This window comes from Wolbachia pipientis (genome assembly GCA_023052945.1).
In the GTDB taxonomy this organism is placed as follows: domain Bacteria; phylum Pseudomonadota; class Alphaproteobacteria; order Rickettsiales; family Anaplasmataceae; genus Wolbachia.
Genome location: CP095495.1, coordinates 593225 through 615190 on the forward strand (window position 1 = coordinate 593225; position 21966 = coordinate 615190).

A 21966-nucleotide genomic window follows, 5' to 3' on the forward strand; every position below is an offset into this window, starting at 1 on the left:
TAACTTTAACATAGTAAACTATAAAAAGCCCGGGTGGCGGAATTGGTAGACGCGCTAGCTTCAGGTGCTAGTAACTTTTTAAGTTGTGGAAGTTCAAGTCTTCTCTCGGGCACTCTATATTGATTTTTGAGTTAATTAGTGCTATAATATATTAAGTAAACCTTAAGCTATGTGTAATAAAAAAGAAGAGTTAGATTACAGAAAGAAAATACGAACCTACTCAAAGCGCTTAGTTACTACACTATCTACTGCCCTTCTTATTGGATATATAGCAGCATTAGTCTTTAATATGTCTGCCTTAAGTTTTCATTTTGTTATTGTTGGTACTGTATTAAGTGCGTTTTCGTTTATCTTAAATACATGGTCATTAACTGATCATTTTCGAAAGCAAGATCTTAATAAGCAACTTGGCGTAAAAAACACTCCGGAACAAAAAAAACTAACAAAGATCTGTCTTGATATTACATCTAACGTTTCGTTTTTAATAGGAGGAATTGCATCTATATTGCCTCTCGAATCTCCTATCATTCCTTTTGTTTCCACTGCCTTTTTTATTCTAGGCTGTGCCTTTATGGCAACTAATATCGTTCGGACTATGATTAGTAAGCCACAAATAGATAAAAATGATAATCTCAAAGCTAGTGATCACTTTAACATTCAACCCGCGATAGCTGGGTATAATTATCATGCATCAATAAATTAACCCATTCGACTTATACAGGAATATTAGCTATATAATTCCATTGAAGGGAGCCATTCAAAAGAGTTTAATGTAATTAGCATTAAAAAAGTATAAGTGAATTTAAAGCTTAATTTCAACATCAATTACTTGAATAGTTGCTCAAGCCATCAAAATAAAAATTTTTATTCAGTAATTTGTGTATAAAGGGTACTATTTTACTAGTAGTGAAATAAATCAGAATGAAGTCTATTTTATTAACGAGCCTTTATTGGACTCGTTCAATACAAGAAATATATTGAGAAAGTATGGATACAAAGTTTTTATAGAACCAGTATTCACAATAAAGTACTTAAATCCTGATATATCTGCACACGAATTTGACGTTGTAATATCTACAAGTAAAAACAGTGTAAAGGCTTTTAGTCAAATATGCAAAGTGGATGACTTTCCGATTATTACGGTTGGTAATTCAACCATGCAGGCTGCAAAAAATTTGGGATTTTCTGATATAATCTCAGCAGACAGCAACGTTGATGGTCTGATATCATTCATAAAAGCTCATTATTCAAATGCAGTAAAGTTCTTATATATAAGGGGGCAAGAAGTATCATGTGACCTAAAAAAGAGATTATCTGAAGAAGATTTTAACGTAAGAGAAGTTGTACTCTATAAAACAATTATTAAAAGGAGTCTAACTAATAGGTGTAAAAATTTGCTGTTGGATGGTAAAATTGATAGTGTTGCTTTTTTTTCCTCACAGACAGCAAGGGTATTTTGTTCATTAGTTCTAAAAAGTGGGCTATCTCCTGTGATGAATAATACAGTTGCATATACCATGAGTAAAAACATTGCTGATAGTTTAAAGTTAATCAAGTGGAAAAAAATTATAACATCGAGGTTGCCTACTGGGGAGAGTTTAATTGATATAATTAATAAGGATTGTTGATGCTAAAGATTGCAACTTGGAACGTAAACTCCATACGTAAAAGAGTCAATCAACTTTATAGTTTTATAGTTGATAGTCAGATAGATATAGTTTTGCTGCAAGAGATAAAATGTACGGAAGAGCAATTTCCTTATGCAGAGATAGAAAAGTTAGGATATGAATATGCTATCTATGGACAAGTTGCAAGAAATGGCGTTTGTGTTTTATCTAAATATCCGATACTGGAAAAACTAAAAATTGACATTGTAGAAGGTCATCAAGAAGCACGTTATATAGAATGTGTAATAAAACACACTAATCAGAAGGTAAGGGTAGGAAGTGTATACGTGCCAAACGGCCAAAGCCTAGACTCTCATACGTTTGAGTATAAACTCAAGTTTTTTGATAACCTATATGAAAGGATGAGCACTTTGTTGAAAAATGAAGAGTTAACTATTATAGCTGGCGATTATAATGTTGCACTGGATGAAATTGATGTTTTTGATTCAAATTTATTGAATGGCCAAGTGTGCTTTCATATAAAAGAACGTGAGAAGTTAAGAGCAATCTTGAATCTTGGGTTTAAAGACACGTTTAGAATATCCCACCCCAATTTGCAACAATTCACTTGGTGGCATTATCAAGGCAATTCACTCAGAAACAATCAAGGAATGCGAATAGATTATATGCTATTATCGCCACAAGCTGTAGATAAATTGGAAACATGCTACGTAGATGATAGATTGCGTAAGCTAGAAAATCCGTCTGATCATACTCCTGTTGTATGCATTATAGAATAATAGCAGACCTCTTACACAATTCACTTTTGGCAAACCTAAGTAGGTTGTCGCCCTGTGTTTTCAGCTTGCGGACCAACACTAATTTTTTCAAGCATAGGGTTAGGTTGTTGTTCACTCTTTTCATTTTTCTGGGAAACTTTCTCAGGAACAGGCTGTTGTTCACTCTTTTCTTTTCCTTGGGAATTTTGTTCAGAAACAGGGGTGCCTTTCTCAACTCTTTTGACCGGGGTTTCTAAAATTGTATTGATACCATCGCTAATTTCACTACCCCGTTCTTTCTCCTTCTCAGTATTAGGGTTATATAAAGTACCTTTCCTGTTATTTGAAAAGAGACTTTTGACTGCATTTACTTCAGTGACTAAAAGTCCAACAACAGCAATACTTAGCATGATTGGGCTAGTGCCAAAGATCAATGTCGTAAAAGCAAAAAGAGCAACAGGAAGTAAAGATTTACGTAAGAACGTTGTTGCCATCTCTTTGTCACTAAGTGGTGGTTCATCTTTTTCTTTACCTCCACCTAAAAATGGTATTTTTTCTTTTAGCCCACTCATAAAAGAGCCAGAAATGTTTTTCGGGTCTATTTTTATTCCAAGTGGCAAACCAATAAGTTTTATTAGTGAATCTTTAGCTTCTGTACCGCGTATATCAACTACACACCCCTTTACTATTTTTCCTATTTCGCCATTCTCTAAATTCTCTCCGCTAGCTAAATTTTTTTCTCTAATTTTCTCAAATACGGAAATTAAAAACTGAAGGAAATTTTCTTCACTAAGTGACTTTATATCTTCTGGATCAACATTTTTGAATATATCTTTACTATTCTCAAATGTAAAAGTAAAAATTTTCTTTTCATTTTCATTCAGACTCTGTAATTGACCCAACAGTTTCACTAATGACTGCAGATCACGCTGTAATTTTTCTTTTTCCTGCTCTGAAAGTTTTTCTTGCCGCTCCTCTCGTATTTTATTTATCTCCTGTTGTGTTTGCTTCTCTGGATCTTCTAAAGTATCTAGAAAAGCACGATAGATTAACTGATGTTCCTTTTTTTCAAAAGTTTTCTTATCTTCGTTAGTTAACTGAACAGAAGGTTTCGAATCCTTTGTTTGCGGAGTTGGTGTTCCTGTCATAACTGACTTATTCACATTTACTATACTTTAATTGTAGCATATTTTTCATATTAGTTCAAATGATTTATACTCTTGGAATCTGCAGTGTTTAAATCATAATTAAGAAAATTTGAGCCCCAGTTGTCGCTAATTTTCACCTCTACTTCAAGCGGTACAGAAATTTTTGCTGCATTTTCCATTATGTCTTTCACAAGTTTTGCTGTTTCTTGTACCTTTTCATCCTCTACTTCGACCAGTAGCTCATCGTGAACTTGGAGGATTATTTTACCAGCTTTTAACTGATCAAAAAGTCGAATCATTGCACTTTTTATTATATCAGCAGCAGTTCCTTGCAGCGGTGCATTTATTGCTGCCCTTTCTGCAAATTGTCTCATGTAAGGAACTTTATTGTGTATATCTCTTACAAAACATCTCCTACCAAACAAGGTTTCTACATAGTCATGTTGCCTTGCAATAGACACTACTTTTTCCATGTAGATCTTTATCTCTGGGTAACAAGAGAAATAATAATTAATGTATTCAGCAGCTTCCGCAGTGGTGATTCCAAGTCGTTTTGCAAGGCCAAACGGACTAATGCCATATATAATCCCAAAATTGATAGATTTTGCTTTGCGCCTTAATTGTTCATCTCTTTCTTGCACTCCAAAGACTTGCCTTGCAGTGATGTCGTGAATATCTTGTCTGTTTGCAAAAGCTTCTTTAAATGCTGCAACGTTTGCAACATGTGCCAAGAGTCTCAATTCTATTTGTGAATAGTCAGCAGAGATCATCTTGCACCCTTTTGGCACAACAAATGCTTGCCTGATAAAATTTCCCTCTTTGCTTCTGATAGGAATATTTTGTAAGTTAGGATTGCTGGAGCTAAGTCTTCCAGTTGCAGTTATAGTTATCGAAAAATTTGTGTGTATTCTGTCGTCAAGTGGATCAACTTGCTTTATTAATGCATCAGTGTAGGTACCCTTTAATTTACTTAAATGTCGCCAGCTTAAAATTTTACCTGCGATTTCTGCTCCTTCCTCTTCGAGTGCCTCTAGAATTTCAGAGTTTGTGCTATAAGACCCAGATTTTGACTTCTTCTTTTTACTTAGCCCCATTTTATTAAATAAAATATCACTTAATTGTTTTGGTGACGCAATATTAAATCTTTCCTCTGCTAAGTTATATATCTCATCTTCAAGCACGGCAATTACCTGCTGAAATTTATCGGACAGCTCCTGTAATTTTTGCATGTCCAGTAGTATTCCATTTTTCTCCATATCAAATATTACTTTCATAAGTGGCTTATCGAAGCGCTCGTAAATTGTAAAAAGCTTTTCCTGGAACAATCTTTGTGTTAGCTTTTCATGGATCGCTATTAAAGTTTTTGCTGAAAAAACTTCTGCATTTTCACTCAAATTATACGCAACTATGTTTGGAATGCTGTGGTCGTGTTTTCCTGTATCTAAGCTATATGACATTATCATCAAATCATCAACTGAATCTAGCATCTTCTCCACTGCAGGGAAGATTTTTCTCATCTCTTTAATGTTATGTATTATTTTAAGCACCCCATTTGAGAGTAAAGTTGAGTTGATTGTAATGAGTGCATCTTGTATACTGTCTCGCTCTACATAAAAAATATTATCTTCACTGCAAGACAAAGAGATTTTGTTTAACGCGTTGTTTTCAAAGTGGCAATGAATTGCAATTTTGCCTCCATATCTGCAATATCTCAAAAATTTTTCTAATTCCTCACTACTATATTCTAGTTTCTTTTCCGCGCTGGGTTTATTATAGGAAAAAAGCTTCTCTGCTTTGTTTATCAATGAATTAAACTCATACTTCTTTAGAAAGGACAACAATTTCTCCATATTTGGAGGATGAACTTCATATTTTACAATATCATGCTGAAGATCTACTTTTTCGCATAGTAATAAAAGTTCTCTTGAAGTTAGTGCTTTCTCTTTATGTTCAGTAAGGATATTACGAACCCTCGTTTGTTCGATGTTATCAATGTTTTCTATAATGTTATTCAACGAATCAAATTCATCCAGCAGTTTAGCTGCAGTTTTTGGGCCTATCCCTGGAACACCTGGAATGTTATCAGATGCATCACCAGTTAAGGAAAATAAATCAAGAAGTTTGTTTGAATTTACACCAAATTTTTCTATTACTTGTTTTTCATCTATGTATATATTTTTAATGGGATCAAATATTAGAATATTGTAATTCAAAAGCTGAAACAAATCTTTGTCTGATGAAACTACTACCACTTTAAAGTCTTGGTGGTCGGCATACTTTGCAGCTAGTGTTGCGATTATGTCATCTGCTTCATAGCCTTCAATTTCTTCATAGCTGAGGTTAAAAACTTCTACAGCTTCCCTCAGTATGGTGAACTGTGGAATTAGATCCTCAGGAGGCGTTACTCTGTTTGCTTTGTATTCAGGATATAAATTGTGCCTAAAATTCTTTTTTCCTGCATCAAGTGCTATAGTTAAGTAGTCCGAATGGGCAATGTACTTAAGAACCATATTCAGAAAGCCATATACACCACCTATTGGCATTCCTGTTGTGGTAATTAAGTGAGGTAGTACATAGTAAGCTCTGAAAAGAAAACCATAGCCATCGATGATTGTAAAAGTTTTTTCTTTCATTGTAGATATTTATACGTGTTTTTGATGGTCCACTATTTAGCTGCGAAAATCAAGTTTTTGTTTTTCTGCTTTTGAGCATTGTAAGAGATTTTGCCGAAAATAGCATTCATGCATGGTTATACCAATTCTCATTAGACTTCTTGCATAACCATATGACGAACTTTTATTGGGAATAGAAACGAAAAAACTTACTTGACAAACTCCGCCAGCCCCCTTACCATAGGATTAAGGGTATTTGTAACTCAAAACTTGTTTTTGGCCTGCAACTCAATGACAAAATTCAGTAAAAAACTTAGGGTATCTTTTGGCGGATTACATAAAATTATAGCGGCTGCATGTCTTTTAAAATTTTTCTACATTCAGCCAAACCGCGCTTATTTTAAGCGTCAGCACATTATTACAGCGCCAATTTAAAGTATTAGAGAGTCAAAACTCGCACCACGGGAGTTCTTTGCCTTTTTTTTGTTTGGTAGGTTTCTTAACGTTTGTAGCTAAAGTAACTTAGGTTCACCGACAACCGTCATCCCGCTACTTGTTAGCGGGATCTAGAGATACCGCGGCGGTATGACGGTTCGTGGTGGTATGACGATTGTCAGAGTGTCATCCCAGTGCCCAGACTACTTGGATCCAGGAAACTTAACTCTACATCAAGTAAATGTACAATAAGAACTAGATTCCAGTGTCAAGCACTGGAATCTCGGCAAACCCTACGTCATACCGCCGCGGTATCCCTTAGATGTACAGTCCCAGAGTGTGATGGTATGATAAAATGTAAGAAAAAAATACCATCGAAGGAGGAATTATGGTTACATGGGTGCGCCCGGACAACAGCGTAGAGCAATACAAAATAGTATAGCAAAGCTTTCCAAACCTTAATCCAAAAACTATTGTCAAATGGAGAAAACGCTCATTTACTAAAGACGCTCAAAACATCCAAGATCAACTGTTCTAACTTTAGAAGAAGATCGCATTTCGGAAGCATACACTTCTACCATTAGATGATTGCCTTGCAGTCTACAATTCCGCACTTCTAGCCTGCATCGCTGTTATAACATTAGCAAACTGCCAGATGTTGATTAAACCAAAAAAGAAATTTAAGAAATATCCTATAGCATATTGATATTGCAGAAGTCAGAACAGAGGAGGGAAAACTATATCTATTTGTTGCTATAGATCAAATTCACCTATGTTGAGTTACATAAACGTGCTACAAAACCCATAGCTGCTGAGTTTTTACGTAATTTGATTAAAATTCTACCGCACACTGTTTTGACAGACAACGATATACAATTTACCAACCAGAAACGCCATAAACACGCTTTCCAACACATATTTGATAGAGTTTGTAAAGAACATAATATTGAACATCGTCTAACAAAAATCTTGGGCAAGTTGAACGAAACTTTAAAAAATACTACTACCAATCACATCAGCAATTCACAAAGCATCTTTATATGGCTTACAATTATGCAAAGAGACTCAAAACTCTTAGTGGTCTTACTTCTTTTGAATTTATATGTTCTCAGTGCTCCTGAATTGTTTATACTAAATCCTTACCACCACACTCTGGAACTGTACATAAGACCTGCTGCGAATCAAGCGATAAAAAAAAGGAAAGGAGGGTGACTAAAATCAAGGTTAACTAAAAGGCGTGCTTAAGATTTACAATACCAGCAATAATATTGAACCTCAGGTTATATTTTTTCTGAAAATTGCGATAAACATTCGACATAATCTTAAATATCTTTATCTCTCGGATCTTGTTTTCTACTCTCATTCTAAATGATGCTAATCTTCTATTATGCTCTGGAGTTAATGGCTTTTTACGATACTTTTTATATGGAATTATAACATTGCTTTGCAATTTTTGCCAACCTTGATATCCAGAATCGGCATGTTTTATGCTATCAAGTGGTAAATATTTTTCTTGTTTCCTTATGCGGAAATCACTAATTCTACCACGGTATGACTTTGACACTGATAAAATTCTTCCTCCTTCTTCGATAATAATCTCAGTTTTCATAGTGTTGGTTCTTTTTTTTCCTGAATATGATTTCTTCCGTTTTTTACTATCTTCTGGTCTCTGTATTTGCTGTTCTGTAACATCAGCCAAAATCTTCAGTATTTTTTCTGGCGTCATACTTCTATCTTTTGTTATAGTCACTTTTTTGGCGAGTAATGGCTCTATTCTCTTAAGTAACCTACATACATTTGCGTTGTGTACATTGAATAGGCATCCTAAAAATCTATGTGTTATGTAAGTGCGATAGTACAAAATTACGCAAAACAACTTATCTTCCAGAGTTGGTAGTTTTGATCTTCTACCATGACACTTTTTCTGTTTTTCGCATCCAGACCTCACTTTTTCCACTACTTTTTCGAACTTCTCTATAGTTAAACCTGTTATATTACGAAAGTTTCTTGGGTATTTTTTCATATTATAGTAACTAAAGCTCATTTTTTTCCTTACTTGATCTGCTTATTCTTCTTCTACCTCTCTCACATCATTTTTTCAATCACCTTTTGCAGCAGATCTATAGTAAAAAACGGAAGAAATCATATTCAGGAAAAAAAAGAACCAACACTATGAAAACTGAGATTATTATCGAAGAAGGAGGAAGAATTTTATCAGTGTCAAAGTCATACCGTGGTAGAATTAGTGATTTCCGCATAAGGAAACAAGAAAAATATTTACCACTTGATAGCATAAAACATGCCGATTCTGGATATCAAGGTTGGCAAAAATTGCAAAGCAATGTTATAATTCCATATAAAAAGTATCGTAAAAAGCCATTAACTCCAGAGCATAATAGAAGATTAGCATCATTTAGAATGAGAGTAGAAAACAAGATCCGAGAGATAAAGATATTTAAGATTATGTCGAATGTTTATCGCAATTTTCAGAAAAAATATAACCTGAGGTTCAATATTATTGCTGGTATTGTAAATCTTAAGTACGCCTTTTAGTTAACCTTGATTTTAGTCACCCTCCTTTCCTTTTTTTTATCGCTTGATTCGCAGCAGGTCTATAGCTTCAGTTTTATGATAAGGGGGCTAGCGGAGTTTGTCAAGTAAGTTTTTCGTTTCAATGTTGTCAGCTACTTGCATGATACCTCTGGGCACTGCCGTCATAAAGGAACCAGTGTTAGCTACTTGGATGACAACCATTGTATTTGAGGCAAAATTGACTATCACTTCTTTTTATAGAGCTTGCTCCAAATTCTATTGTTAGTTAATACAAAAAACACTGTTAAAATTATAAAATACGCCACTACTTTTAATCCAAGTTTATGCCGGCGCTCTAGTTCTGGCTCTGCTGCCCATTGTAAAAAATTTATCACATCATACGCCATATTTTCAACTGTGGCTTGTCTTGCACCATCATATTCCACCATTCCTTCAGAAAGTGGTAACGCCATAGCTAATCTGCCTGTTGGAAAATACGGATTAAAATACAAACCATTCTCATCGTGCTCGCCGTTTTGATAGCCTGTCAGAAGTGAATAGACATAATTTGCACCATCATGCCTTGCTTTAATAATTAATGATAAGTCTGGTGGAATAGCACCATTATTGCTTGCTGCAGCTGCTTCTTTTGTATCAAAAGGTGCAATAAAATAATCCGAAGGTATTCCAGGTCTGTCAAACATTTCACCCAAATCATTCGGACCATCTTTAACTTGATAAGAAGCTGCAATCTGTTTTATATCTTCTTCAGAAAAACCAACATCTTGCAAATTACGAAACGCTATTCTATTCATTGAATGACAAGCAGCACAGACTCCCTTATACACTTTATAGCCACGCTGAATTGACTCTCTATCGAAAGATCCGGTAATTCCATCAAATTTCCAGTCCATTTTCTTATTTGGTGATGGCTTGAATTCTTCTGCAGATACATAATTAGCAAGAAATAATGCACAAAACACAGCAAATATATTTTTAACCAACATTACCTCATCCCCGACGCAGAATCACTTAAGGTTTTTGGTGGTTCTCCTGGCTTTTCATACTTACTAAGCAGAGGTAAAATTATTACAAAGTATGCAAAATAATAAAGAGTAGATAGCCTACTCATAGTGATGTAAGGCTCTTTCACCTCTTGTCCTCCAATCCAGGCAAGAAGTGCAAAATTTATTGCAAAAACCCAAAAAAATTTCTTGAATACCGGGCGATAAGTACCACTTTTAACTTTTGATTTATCAAGCCAAGGTAACAAAAACCACACTAAAATAGACGCAAACATGGTAAGCACACCAGTAAGTTTATCTGGAATTGAACGTAGCATTGCATAAAAAGGTAAAAAATACCACTCTGGCACTATATGTACCGGAGTGACCATAGAATCAGCTTCTATATAATTGTCTGGATGTCCAAGATAATTAGGAGCATAGAAAACAAATGCAAACAGAACTACAAAAAACAGACCAAAAGTTATGCAATCCTTGACTATATAATAAGGATAGAGAGGAATGGTATCCTTATCTGATTTTACCTCCACTCCACTTGGGTTACCAGAGCCAAACCTATGCAAAGCTATCACATGAAGCATAGCTAAAGCAATAATAACAAAAGGCAGAAGATAATGCAGAGCGAAAAAACGGTTAAGTGTTGGGTTATCCACTGAAAAACCACCCCATAACCATATAACTATTTTATTGCCAATTAAAGGTATAGCTGAAAATAAGTTAGTTATGACTGTTGCACCCCAGAAACTCATCTGTCCCCAAGGAAGAACATATCCCATAAAGGCAGTTGCCATCATTGCAAAAAATATAAATATACCAACAAACCACACCATCTCTCTCGGTCTTTTATAAGATCCGTAATATAATCCACGCATTATATGAACATAGACTACCATAAAGAAGAGCGATGCTCCAACAGCATGAGTGTAGCGTATTAACCACCCGTAATTCACATCCCGCATTATGCGCTCTACACTATTAAACGCATAATCAACATGCGGAGTATAGTGCATAGCAAGAAATATGCCTGTTATTATTTGTAAAATTAGCGCTATACCAGCCAAAGAACCAAAGTTCCAAGCATAATTTAAGTTTTTTGGCACTTGGTAAGAAGCAGTGTGTCTTAGAAAAGAAAATATAGGCAGTCTATATTCTATCCATCCTAATATGCCTTTTTCTTCTTCTATCGTTGTTTTTTTTTCTGCATAACTTAAAGCTTTTTCTACCTTTAACTCGTTTTATTGTAGCAACTTATCCTTTACACACAAATAAAAAGTTTAAAGCGGTATTAATTACTACCTCTTCAGCAACCTATCACGTGCCGCATTTAATTTCTGTGCAAAATACTCTGAGCCTCCCTTATCTGGGTGAACTAATTTCATTAAATTTTGATATGCTTTATTAATTTCATTTTGACTTGCCTCAGGATTCAGCCCCAGTATCTTTAATGCTTCATCTTTGGACATGTTATCACCAGTGTAATTTTCAGTATAACTTCTACTGCTATTAAATTCGTTCAAAAATTTACTCAATATAGAGTTCATCATGAAACTTATGTTATTTTTTTTTGTCAGGAAAAGAAAAAATACAACAACGCTAGGCAAAACAAACGTAATTACTATGAATACTAAAAAAAGAAAAAAGATGAATGACATGTATATTTTTTTATCATTTTATGATTAAATAGTAACAATTATAATTGTCATGGTAAATAACATGTTCATCCAGATTGAAGAAACACCAAATCCAAACACACTGAAATTTCTCCCTGGATTTGCAATTCTAAACGAAGGAGAAACGGCTGATTTTTCAAACGCAGATGAAATAAAAAACTCCAAGTTAGCAGCAAATCTTTTTCAAATAGGACATGTGGTAAGAGTGTTTTTTGGTCATGATTTTATTTCAGTAACAAAATTGGGTGGAATTAATTGGGATACATTAAAAGTAGAAATTTTAACTACAATCATGGATCACTTTACTTCAGGTGGAAAAGCACTAGATAAAGAAGGAGTAAATGATAATAATATACCGGATGAAGAATTTTTTGATAAAAATGATATAGAAGTTGTAAATAGAATAAAAGAATTGATGGAAAGTTATATCAAACCTGCAGTTGCTCAAGATGGTGGCGATATCAAATTTCGTGGCTATAAAGACGGGATAGTTTATGTTGAGTTACAAGGAGCTTGCTCCGGATGCCCAAGTGCTGCAATTACTTTAAAGCAAGGAGTGCAGAATATGCTGAGCTACCACATACCAGAGGTTGCAGGTATAGAGACCACACTATGACTAATCAAACGGTTAGAGGAACAAAAGATCTCCTGTTTGATGAATGGTACAAGTTTAAACACATAGAGCAAACAGCAAGCAGAATCTCAAGTCTATATGGCTTTTTGCCTGCTCAAACTCCGATATTTGAATATACGGAAGTTTTCACAAAGACTTTAGGTGATAGCTCAGACATCATCACTAAAGAGATGTACACCTTTAATGATAAAGGGGGAAAGAGCATAACTTTACGTCCTGAGTTCACTGCAGCAGTTGTCAGGCTACTAATTGAAAAAAAACTGCAAACGCCGATAAAATTATTTTCAATAGGGCCTGCATTTCGCTATGAAAGACCGCAAAAGGGAAGACAAAGGCAATTTCATCAGATAAATTTTGAGGTTTTTGGCATAGAAGATCCAAAAGCTGATATTGAATTGATATCACTCGCTCAGCACTTACTAACTGAATTTGGCATCAATAAAAATGTAAAGCTGGAAATCAACTCTCTGGGTGATAGTGAAACAATAACTCAGTATAGAGAAGCTTTGATCTTATACTTTACAAAGTATCAAAACGATCTATCAGAAGATAGCAAAAATAGGTTGATCAAAAATCCACTCAGAATACTGGATTCTAAGGATGAGAAAGATAGATTAATAATTTCTGATGCGCCTAAAATCAGTGATCACTATACAAAAGAATCTTCATATTTCTTTGACCAGGTGTTAAATGGACTGCAAGCTCTTGGCATACCTTACACTGTAAATAGCAAATTAGTTCGAGGTTTAGACTATTATTGTCACACAGTATTTGAATTTGTCACAGAAGATTTAGGTGCACAAGGGGCAGTTTTTGCCGGTGGAAGATACGATAATCTAGTATCTTTAGTAGGTGGAAAACACACTCCAGCAATAGGATTTGCAGGAGGTATTGAACGCATAATGGAGTTAATCAATTATTCTCCGAAAGAAGAGCGACCTATTTACCTAATTCCGATCGGCAGAGAGGCTGATGAACATGCTCTAACACTTGCGAATGAATTACGCAGAAATGGTTTGTATGTGATTCACGAATATAGTGGAACGCCTAAAACTCGCATGAAAAAAGCAAATCAAGCAAATGCAAAAGTTGCTTTAATCTTTGGCGATGAAGAATTGAGTAGTAAAACTTTAAAGATTAAAAACATGGATACAGGTGAAGAAAAAATAATTGCTCGCGATAACACAATAGAAAACATCAATTAGGAGCAATGCAAATGTTTTTCTTAGTCAGCTATAGAAGAAAATTCGTCTGCACAAGAATTTTTCATAGCATTCAATGTATCATAATCTGTAAAATCTAATTTTACTGGTGTGATAGTAATAAATCCTTCTTTTATTTTATTTACACTACCACTGCCTGAGTGCTCTCGAGACCAATTTAAGCTAAAAGAGCCATTCGAATTTTCAGTAAAAGTTAAATCCCCATCAATGTTATATTCACCTTGTTCAGCAAATTCTACTCCTTTTACTTTTTCCGTAGCAGGAAAATTTACACTCATCACTATGTTTTTAGGCCAACCAACCTTAACTAGCTTGGCAATAACCTTTGGTGCAAAAACCTTTGTATTGTGCCAGTCTATTTTATCATGATAAACTTGGCTCAGCGCAATAGAAGGTATAGACCTTGCAGCACCTTCCATTACAGCACCAATTGTTCCTGAATAACAAATATCGTCCCCGACATTTGATCCAATATTTACTCCGGACAATATTAAGTCTGGTTTTTTATTCATAACTTTATTTAGCGCAATAATGACACAATCTGCAGGAGTACCAGACACACTAAATTCCCTTTCACTATGTTGGTTTATTCCAATAGATTGTTTCACCGGATAATCAAGAGATCTTGCAGCCCCGCTTCTATCAGTATCTGGTGCCACTATCCATATTTCTGACGCAAAATTCCGTGCAATCTCTTTGAGTAATTTTATTCCTTTACTTCCAAAGCCATCATCGTTTGTTATCAATATTATCATATACAATACTCAGCTATACAGTTCCAAATTATGTAAATCACTGGCTGTAAATAAACTCATAAGGCTTTAGGTTTCTTTGCATAACTATGAACTGTAACAAAGAACCTGCTGTAAATCAATAAGAAAAGATTAGGAGTGAAAACAGGTTGGAAAGTATATAGCTAAAGTGGCTTAGGTTTACCTACAATTTGAAAAACCGTCATTCTGCTACTCGTTAGCGGAATCTATAGACCTGCTGCGAATCAAGCGATAAAAAAAAGGAAAGGAGGGTGACTAAAATCAAGGTTAACTAAAAGGCGTGCTTAAGATTTACAATACCAGCAATAATATTGAACCTCAGGTTATATTTTTTCTGAAAATTGCGATAAACATTCGACATAATCTTAAATATCTTTATCTCTCGGATCTTGTTTTCTACTCTCATTCTAAATGATGCTAATCTTCTATTATGCTCTGGAGTTAATGGCTTTTTACGATACTTTTTATATGGAATTATAACATTGCTTTGCAATTTTTGCCAACCTTGATATCCAGAATCGGCATGTTTTATGCTATCAAGTGGTAAATATTTTTCTTGTTTCCTTATGCGGAAATCACTAATTCTACCACGGTATGACTTTGACACTGATAAAATTCTTCCTCCTTCTTCGATAATAATCTCAGTTTTCATAGTGTTGGTTCTTTTTTTTCCTGAATATGATTTCTTCCGTTTTTTACTATCTTCTGGTCTCTGTATTTGCTGTTCTGTAACATCAGCCAAAATCTTCAGTATTTTTTCTGGCGTCATACTTCTATCTTTTGTTATAGTCACTTTTTTGGCGAGTAATGGCTCTATTCTCTTAAGTAACCTACATACATTTGCGTTGTGTACATTGAATAGGCATCCTAAAAATCTATGTGTTATGTAAGTGCGATAGTACAAAATTACGCAAAACAACTTATCTTCCAGAGTTGGTAGTTTTGATCTTCTACCATGACACTTTTTCTGTTTTTCGCATCCAGACCTCACTTTTTCCACTACTTTTTCGAACTTCTCTATAGTTAAACCTGTTATATTACGAAAGTTTCTTGGGTATTTTTTCATATTATAGTAACTAAAGCTCATTTTTTTTCCTTACTTGATCTGCTTATTCTTCTTCTACCTCTCTCACATCATTTTTTCAATCACCTTTTTCAGCAGGTCTTATGCTGAGATACCGCGGCGGTATGACATAGGGAAACCTTTCTTGGTTAGCTATAGTATTTCCTAAAATTAATAATAAATTTCTTGGCTAGCAAGAAACTGTAAATTTTTTTGCGAGACCTAAGCTACTTTTGATATAGCTAAAGGTTTACTGACAATCGTCTCATTCCACTGCCTGCTAACTTACTTTCTGCTTAGCATATCCATCAAATCAGATTCTTTGAGTTTACTATGGTCAACTTTACTGAACTTATTTACCACAGAGCTCATTTGATTATACTGCTTAATCAGAAGATTAACTTCAGTTACACTTGTTCCGGACCCCTTAGAAATTCTAAGTCTTCTTTTGCCATTTAAAATATCTGGATTTTGCCTTTCTTTTTCAGTCATTGAGTTTATGATAGCTATATATTTTTTCACTTTATTGTCATCTGGCACACTGCTACTTAGCTTTTTTGTGAATGAACTAGGAATGAATTTCATTATGTTGCTAATACCATCCATTTTATTGAGAGTTTTTAACATTCCCACTAGGTCGTTTAGGTCGAATTTACCCTTTTTTACTTTCTTTTGTAACTTATCAATTTCTTCCTGACCAACAATCTCAGCAGCTTTTTCAACCAATGAGACAACATCACCCATACTAAGTATCCTTTTTGCAATTCTATCGGGGTAAAAATCATCGAGGTCACTTAATTTTTCACCATAAGCAATAAATTTAATTGGACAATCGGCGATCATTTTCATAGAAAGAGTAGCACCACCACGTGCATCACCATCAACACGGGTAAGAATAATGCCGGTTACACCTATTGCCTCATTGAATGATTTGGCAATGTTGACCGCATCCTGGCCTATCATTGCGTCGGCTACTAAAATAACTTCTGCAGGTGAAGCTATTTCCTTTACGGCTTTCAACTCATTCATCATATTATTGTCAATATGAAGCCTGCCTGCGGTGTCCAGTATTAATACATCATAATTATCGTTCTTTGCTGCTGCCAGTGCCCTTTTTGTAATTGCAATAGGCCCCTCATTTATTACTGTAGGTAAAGTTTGTATGTCTACTTGTTTACCCAATACCTCAAGCTGTTTCTGGGCAGCCGGCCTATAAATGTCTAAAGAAGCGAGTATCACTTTTTTCTCTTGCTTTTTTAGCTTTAAAGCAAGCTTTCCTGAGGTAGTTGTTTTACCTGCACCTTGTAAGCCCACCATCATAATCACAGCAGGGGGTTTAACTGCTAGATTTAAGTCACTTTTCTCTGATCCGAGAACTGCAACTAAATTATCCTGCACAATTTTAATTATCATTTGTGCTGGAGAAACACTTTTTATGACTTTTTCCCCAATCACTTTATCTTTAATGTCATTGATGAATTTTTTCGCAACTTCAAGTGAAACGTCAGCTTCAATTAAAGCTATACGTATTTCACGCATGGCAAGATTAAAATCATCTTCAGAAATGATTGACTTTCCTCTCAGTTTACTAAATACAGAATTTAAACTTTTAGTTAACGATTTAAACATAATAGCGTTAGTAGAATACTCATTAAAAAGAGAGAAGAAGCTGAAACAAAACTCACTGAGTTATAATCCAGCACTTCTTTAAGTTTAGTAATATTATTAAAGTATAAACCAGCAAGTGAATTAGTCAAGTTTTGCACTATGCTGGCAAACATTTCTCTAGTTTTAGAGACTAACTGATTGAACAGCAAGACAATATAGGGTATGAAAGCTCTAAAAGTCCAATCAACATCCATTTTAAAATTTATTCTCGGGTAAAATAACTTGCGTAAAGGAATAAACAATAAAGTGGTACATAGTAACAAATTAAATTGCGACAAAATATTTTTTGTGTTGTACACAAAATCGAAAATCGAAGATTTATTGTAAATAGGTAAGTAAGGATTGCCAGTGATTACGCATATAAATGCTAAAATGATCATAGTCATTTTGCCCCCCTCTCTGCTAAAGGTTTTGACTTACTTTTTGCAATAAATAAGTAATAAAGAAACTTTAGCCCCACGCTTAAATGAAGCAGCAAATTTAGAACCTTATATAAATTTTTATACCCTTTTAAGGCAACAGTGTTCATTTCAATTTCAACTGTGATATATGATTTACTGATAAATCCAGCGGTTCCAGGAAATGCAGCCATTGTAAGTATTGCGATTATAGCACACATGCCTTCCACTGACATCAGTTTACCTACTCCATTAAAACTAATTGTTTTTGTTCGTGAAATAATCGAATTGCTGACCACAAACAATAATGATTGATAAACAAGAGAGAGGATTATATGCAGTATCAAAATTGGTATTGCCTTTTCCGAAGGGCTGAGTAAACCTCCTGCAATAATCAGCAAGCCCATTTGTCCTACAATATTATAGCATAAAAATCTACGAATGTTTTGCTCAAGAGAAGCAAATATAATGCTGTAAATTGCAGTGATGGCACCTACAAGCGCTAATATTTCAGTACAATCTTGCCATAGGTTATAAGTGTGTAAAAGCATCACTAAAAAAGAGACTTTAGTGGTAAATAAAGAGAGATATGTAGTGCCATGTAGCGATGCAGCAGGATATGCATCAACAATCCAAAACGAAAAAGGGAAACAAGCACAGTTTATCAATAAACCTAAAATTATCAGGTTAGTACTTTGCAGTGCCAATCCTGCTGTTAATATAACTCCAACGAAAAAGTGTACACAAGCGTACCTTATTGCAGGTCCACTATCTCTACAGCCAGCTGCGATAGTAAAAAATGCACTGACGGTCATTAATTCACAGAATATTATAACCAATATCATATGTTCAGATAAAACTGCATAAAGTGAACTAATAGTGTAAGCAGCAAAAGATAGCATCTCTGAAAAAGTCAAATTTTGTGCTGGTAGAACAGCTAAAAATGCAACTGATAAAAAAGATATTAGTATGATACGAAAAGATAAATCAAAATCCAGAATTGGGAGAGACCAATTTACTGCAATGCTCAAATTTTTAGGTAATTTTAGGACTATAACTATTAATACAGTCAGTAGAAGTAACAGTGACGATTTATAAAGTTGCACAATAATTTAAACCAATATGGTTTATGCTATCTCAATATATGAATAAAATCAATTTGCATATTAACCACTAATTAAACTAATTATCATATAATTATATCAGAGTTTAGAGGGTTATAGAGAAACCGGTCAGATTAGGTTTTTAATCTAATCTGACCGATAGCTTTAATAGTGAGGTAAGCTTTAATATAGCATTCTTAATTCACAATGCTACACTCGTGCATAATTTATTTTTAATTTGTGCACGAGCGTTAGTAAATTATTTACTTTTTGAAATAAAATTTGGCATCACTTTAATATCCAGACTTAGTAAACCTCAGTAGGGCTGCCAGTTGGACCCATAAGAATTACTTGTTCACCTTCTTTAAAACATTTACATAAATTAGTGGAACCGCCAGTTTCAAGCACAATAGAGGAAATAATTCCTTTTTTTTGTCTACTTCAGTGCCGGTTACTGCTATACCTTCCATAGCAAGGTTTGTATTATTGGCTTTTCTGCTATTGGTTTCAAAATTTTGCAACCTAAAGAATTGTCCAGGTTTAAAATTCTTTGCCGCAAGTGGTGCTTTGATCACTATTTCCACAATTTTGTCTGTTAAATATTGAACTTTTATAACCTTTGCAGTGAATTGCTCTTTGATTTTATTGAAAAATTCTTTGTTAGCCAGGTGTTCTGACATTATTCCAGCGCGTAGCACTTTAGTGTACAAATGCTGCAATTTGTAGGTAATTCGCATAGCAGGTGGTGTCATGCAAGTAGCTGACACTGGAATCCAGTTCTTATTATACAACCACCTGGCATACTCACTTAAAATTAAGTTTTCTGGATCCCAGTGTCTGGGCACTGGGATGACATCTTTTTTGGTGAAAGTTACTCTTACATTACAACATTCATACAATTGTGCATATGACTCCGAGATTCTAGCTGGGGTGACAGAAATAAAGCTATTAACTCTATTCAAAAGCTGAGAAATGATAGGGTAACCATTCTTAGCGCTTGCCATAGCTTTCACGACGCTGCCGCTATACGAAGGATGAAGATCACCAAAAAAGCTAATTGTTTTATTGCCTTGCCTATATACTAATATTCTGTCTTTATCCTGCATCTTAGGAGAAAATATTGGATCTATTTCTTTTCCTGATGAATTCAAATGAGTAAAATACCCATTACTTAATTTAAAATGCTTTTTATCTTCTGTTGCAATAACTGTATTTGGCTCAGTACCTGCTGCTATAAAAATAGAACGTGCTTTCATGCATTTGATTTCGCCGGATTTTGTGTCTATTAGTTTTATTGATTCAGCATGGTTATATTTATCCGTCACAACTTCAACTGGCTCTAAGTTTTCAACAAAGTAAATCCCTTCTGACAGTGCATTTTCCACCTCTTCGCTATTTAATCGATAACTTGGTGAATCTTTTAGCTCTTTTCTATATACAACTTTCACTCCCCCCAAGCTCTGCATTAACTCTAATATTTTTATTTCTCTATTCTCTTTTTTTGCTAACTCTTGTTCTGCTTGGATCAACTGTGCGTGCGATATGAGCTCATTTGCAATTTTGTGTTCTTCCTCTGTCCAATCTTTTTCAACATAGTCCTCTCCATACTTATCAACTAATATCTCATAACGAAGAAGAAATTTTTCTACTTGAATTGGATAATACGCTAAAGCTTCAGTGGCAGTGTCAATCGCAGTAAGCCCCGCACCTATGACAATTATCGGCATACGAACTTGCAGATTTGCTATAGAATCAAATTTAAGAGCGCCAGTCAGTTGTAACGACATAAGAAAGTCAGATGCCATACGCACTCCACGAGCTAGTATATTCTTTATTTTGATCATTCGTGGCTTGCCAGAGCCAAGCGCTAAAGCGATGTGATCAAAACCCAAGTTGAATGCGTCATCAACATTAATCGTGCCACCAAAACGAATGCCCCCATAAAGTGCGAAATTCTCACGTCTTTCCAGCAGTAATCTAATAATCTTTAAGTAATTTTTATCCCACCTAGAAGTAATGCCATATTCTGCCACTCCACCAAACCCACCTGCCGTGCGTTCACTCAATTTTTCGTGTTCAAAATCTTTAATTAGCTGGAAATTATCGATTAAAGGTTCAATCTTTAGCCCATCAATGGCGATAACGTTATGCCCATCATTCAACAAATGATGAGCTAAATTAAAACCAGCAGGACCAAGGCCTACAACTAGAACGTTTTTTCCGGTGTTTTCTCTTGGCAATGAACGCTGAAAATTTAAAGGATTCCAACGGCTGAGCAGAGAATATATTTCAAATCCGTACGGTAAACTAAGCACATCATCCAAAATCCTTGTTTCAATCATTGGCACATTCACGGGTTCTTGTTTCTGATATATGCACGAGTTCATGCAGTCATTGCATATTCTGTGCCCAGTAGCCGCACATAATGGGTTATCTATCATCACAATTGCAAGGCTTGCTATGCTGTAACCTTTACTTTTCACCAGATTCATTTCTGATATTTTCTGTTCTAGTGGACAGCCATGCAGCTCAACTTTTAGTGGGGACTGTTTAAAAGTATTGTCGTTATTAATTAGCCCCTTTGAGCAGCTGTCCTTATTTTGCTTATGACAGAATATGCAGTAGTGAGCGTTATCTAATGCTTTGTTCAAACTCATCTTTTTGCTTGTTAGATCAAAACCATATCGTCTTTTTACTTCATTTGAATACAGCACTTCAACTTTGTCCACTTCTTTTTTAGAAAATGGCATGAGGTTTTCGTGGTCGATTTTTTTATGAATACTGAATAATATACTCTGTTTATTTTTTACTCTCCACACTGCATATTGTGCCGCAAGTTCTATTTCTTCTTTGTGATTCTCTTTATCTTCAAACCAATGCATCACCTGCTCGGCAAAATTTTTTTCTGTTGTTGGCAAAGTGAGAAAATGACTTAGTTTGTTAGTAATATCTATATTCGCCACATTAATGTATTTCTTCAATGCGTAGCGTTGGATAAATAACCTTTTGCATTTATATATCACAGCAAAGTTATTATGTTTTTTCTTTAGCTCTTCTATTTCTTTTTCAATGTTGAAAAGTTTTGCAATGAACTCGTCAAATAAATATGAGAGGTCTATTATTAACTGGCTATCACCAATCTGATTTTCCCTTGCTTCAATTAATGAACAAAACAAGCTTTCATCACATGATTTAATATAATTCAAAAATGTCTCATCCAATTTTATTAATCCACTGCGAGTATATAAATTTGAAAATGAGATATTAAGCTGCATTATACAGTATGCACACTGTCT

At 34.7% G+C, this 21966-nt stretch carries 16 protein-coding genes, 1 tRNA gene and 3 pseudogenes; 8 read left to right on the plus strand and 12 right to left on the minus strand.

The annotated features are described in order from the left end of the window. Positions 1-27: 27 nt before the first annotated feature. From MWH06_02840 to MWH06_02855, 4 genes and pseudogenes are all read left to right on the plus strand, one after another. A tRNA-Leu gene (locus MWH06_02840) sits at positions 28-112 on the plus strand. 57 nt (positions 113-169) lie between these two features. Further along, positions 170-703: a DUF4231 domain-containing protein gene (locus MWH06_02845; GenBank protein ID UPA55555.1), complete on the plus strand. Its 534-nt coding sequence runs from the start codon at positions 170-172 to the stop codon at positions 701-703. Between the two features lie 218 nt (positions 704-921). Beyond that, positions 922-1628 (plus strand): annotated as a pseudogene (locus MWH06_02850) (uroporphyrinogen-III synthase). Beyond that, positions 1628-2407 (plus strand): exodeoxyribonuclease III, encoded by a 780-nt coding sequence (locus tag MWH06_02855; protein UPA55556.1) that lies wholly within the window; start codon positions 1628-1630, stop codon positions 2405-2407. The pseudogene MWH06_02850 and the gene MWH06_02855 overlap by 1 nt, the downstream one beginning before the upstream one ends. Positions 2408-2442: 35 nt before the next feature. Here MWH06_02855 and MWH06_02860 read toward each other — a convergent pair whose 3' ends face one another. Both MWH06_02860 and polA read right to left on the minus strand, forming a co-directional pair. Continuing rightward, on the minus strand, positions 2443-3549 hold the full coding sequence (locus tag MWH06_02860; protein UPA55557.1) for a hypothetical protein: 1107 nt from the start codon (positions 3547-3549) through the stop codon (positions 2443-2445). A 35-nt stretch (positions 3550-3584) separates the two neighbouring features. Beyond that, complete coding sequence (polA, locus tag MWH06_02865) at positions 3585-6167, minus strand: DNA polymerase I (protein ID UPA55558.1); 2583 nt, start codon at positions 6165-6167, stop codon at positions 3585-3587. A 761-nt stretch (positions 6168-6928) separates the two neighbouring features. Here polA and MWH06_02870 point away from each other — a divergent pair. Beyond that, positions 6929-7793: pseudogene (locus MWH06_02870) on the plus strand (IS481 family transposase). Positions 7794-7809: 16 nt separating this feature from the next. Here MWH06_02870 and MWH06_02875 read toward each other — a convergent pair. Further along, entirely contained in the window at positions 7810-8625 is an 816-nt protein-coding gene (locus MWH06_02875) for a transposase (protein ID UPA55559.1), read from the minus strand. Positions 8626-8705: 80 nt separating this feature from the next. Here MWH06_02875 and MWH06_02880 point away from each other — a divergent pair. After that, a pseudogene (locus MWH06_02880) lies at positions 8706-9134 on the plus strand (IS5/IS1182 family transposase). A gap of 224 nt (positions 9135-9358) precedes the next feature. Here the strand turns inward: MWH06_02880 and MWH06_02885 are convergent. From MWH06_02885 to MWH06_02895, 3 genes are all read right to left on the minus strand, one after another. Further along, complete coding sequence (locus MWH06_02885) at positions 9359-10120, minus strand: cytochrome c1 (protein UPA55560.1); 762 nt, start codon at positions 10118-10120, stop codon at positions 9359-9361. Then, positions 10120-11322: a cytochrome b/b6 gene (locus MWH06_02890; GenBank protein ID UPA55735.1), complete on the minus strand. Its 1203-nt coding sequence runs from the start codon at positions 11320-11322 to the stop codon at positions 10120-10122. Before MWH06_02890 ends, MWH06_02885 begins: the two co-directional genes overlap by 1 nt. A gap of 108 nt (positions 11323-11430) precedes the next feature. Next, the gene (locus tag MWH06_02895) at positions 11431-11655 is read right to left on the minus strand and encodes a DnaJ domain-containing protein (GenBank protein UPA55561.1); all 225 of its coding nucleotides are present in this window, start codon (positions 11653-11655) and stop codon (positions 11431-11433) included. Positions 11656-11851: 196 nt separating this feature from the next. Here MWH06_02895 and MWH06_02900 point away from each other — a divergent pair, with 196 nt between their 5' ends. Both MWH06_02900 and hisS read left to right on the plus strand, forming a co-directional pair. After that, positions 11852-12424 carry a NifU family protein gene (locus tag MWH06_02900; protein ID UPA55562.1) on the plus strand — a complete coding sequence of 191 codons (573 nt, stop codon included), beginning with the start codon at positions 11852-11854 and terminating at the stop codon, positions 12422-12424. Then, entirely contained in the window at positions 12421-13647 is a 1227-nt protein-coding gene (gene hisS, locus MWH06_02905) for a histidine--tRNA ligase (protein ID UPA55563.1), read from the plus strand. The genes MWH06_02900 and hisS overlap by 4 nt, the downstream gene beginning before the upstream one ends. A 20-nt stretch (positions 13648-13667) precedes the next feature. Here the strand turns inward: hisS and surE are convergent, their stop codons facing one another. From surE to MWH06_02935, 6 genes are all read right to left on the minus strand, one after another. Next, positions 13668-14420, minus strand: a complete 753-nt coding sequence (surE, locus tag MWH06_02910; protein UPA55564.1) for a 5'/3'-nucleotidase SurE — start codon at positions 14418-14420, stop codon at positions 13668-13670. Between the two features lie 289 nt (positions 14421-14709). Further along, positions 14710-15525, minus strand: coding sequence for a transposase (locus MWH06_02915; protein ID UPA55565.1), 816 nt, complete (start codon positions 15523-15525; stop codon positions 14710-14712). 261 nt (positions 15526-15786) lie between these two features. Next, entirely contained in the window at positions 15787-17130 is a 1344-nt protein-coding gene (ffh, locus tag MWH06_02920; GenBank protein UPA55566.1) for a signal recognition particle protein, read from the minus strand. Beyond that, complete coding sequence (locus tag MWH06_02925; GenBank protein ID UPA55567.1) at positions 17115-17363, minus strand: hypothetical protein; 249 nt, start codon at positions 17361-17363, stop codon at positions 17115-17117. The genes ffh and MWH06_02925 overlap by 16 nt, the downstream gene beginning before the upstream one ends. Before the next feature lie 188 nt (positions 17364-17551). Further along, positions 17552-18673, minus strand: coding sequence for a cation:proton antiporter (locus tag MWH06_02930; protein UPA55568.1), 1122 nt, complete (start codon positions 18671-18673; stop codon positions 17552-17554). Positions 18674-19017: 344 nt separating this feature from the next. Next, a complete protein-coding gene (locus MWH06_02935; protein UPA55569.1) occupies positions 19018-21945 on the minus strand; it encodes an FAD-dependent oxidoreductase in 2928 nt (975 codons plus the stop codon). Positions 21946-21966: the final 21 nt, after the last annotated feature.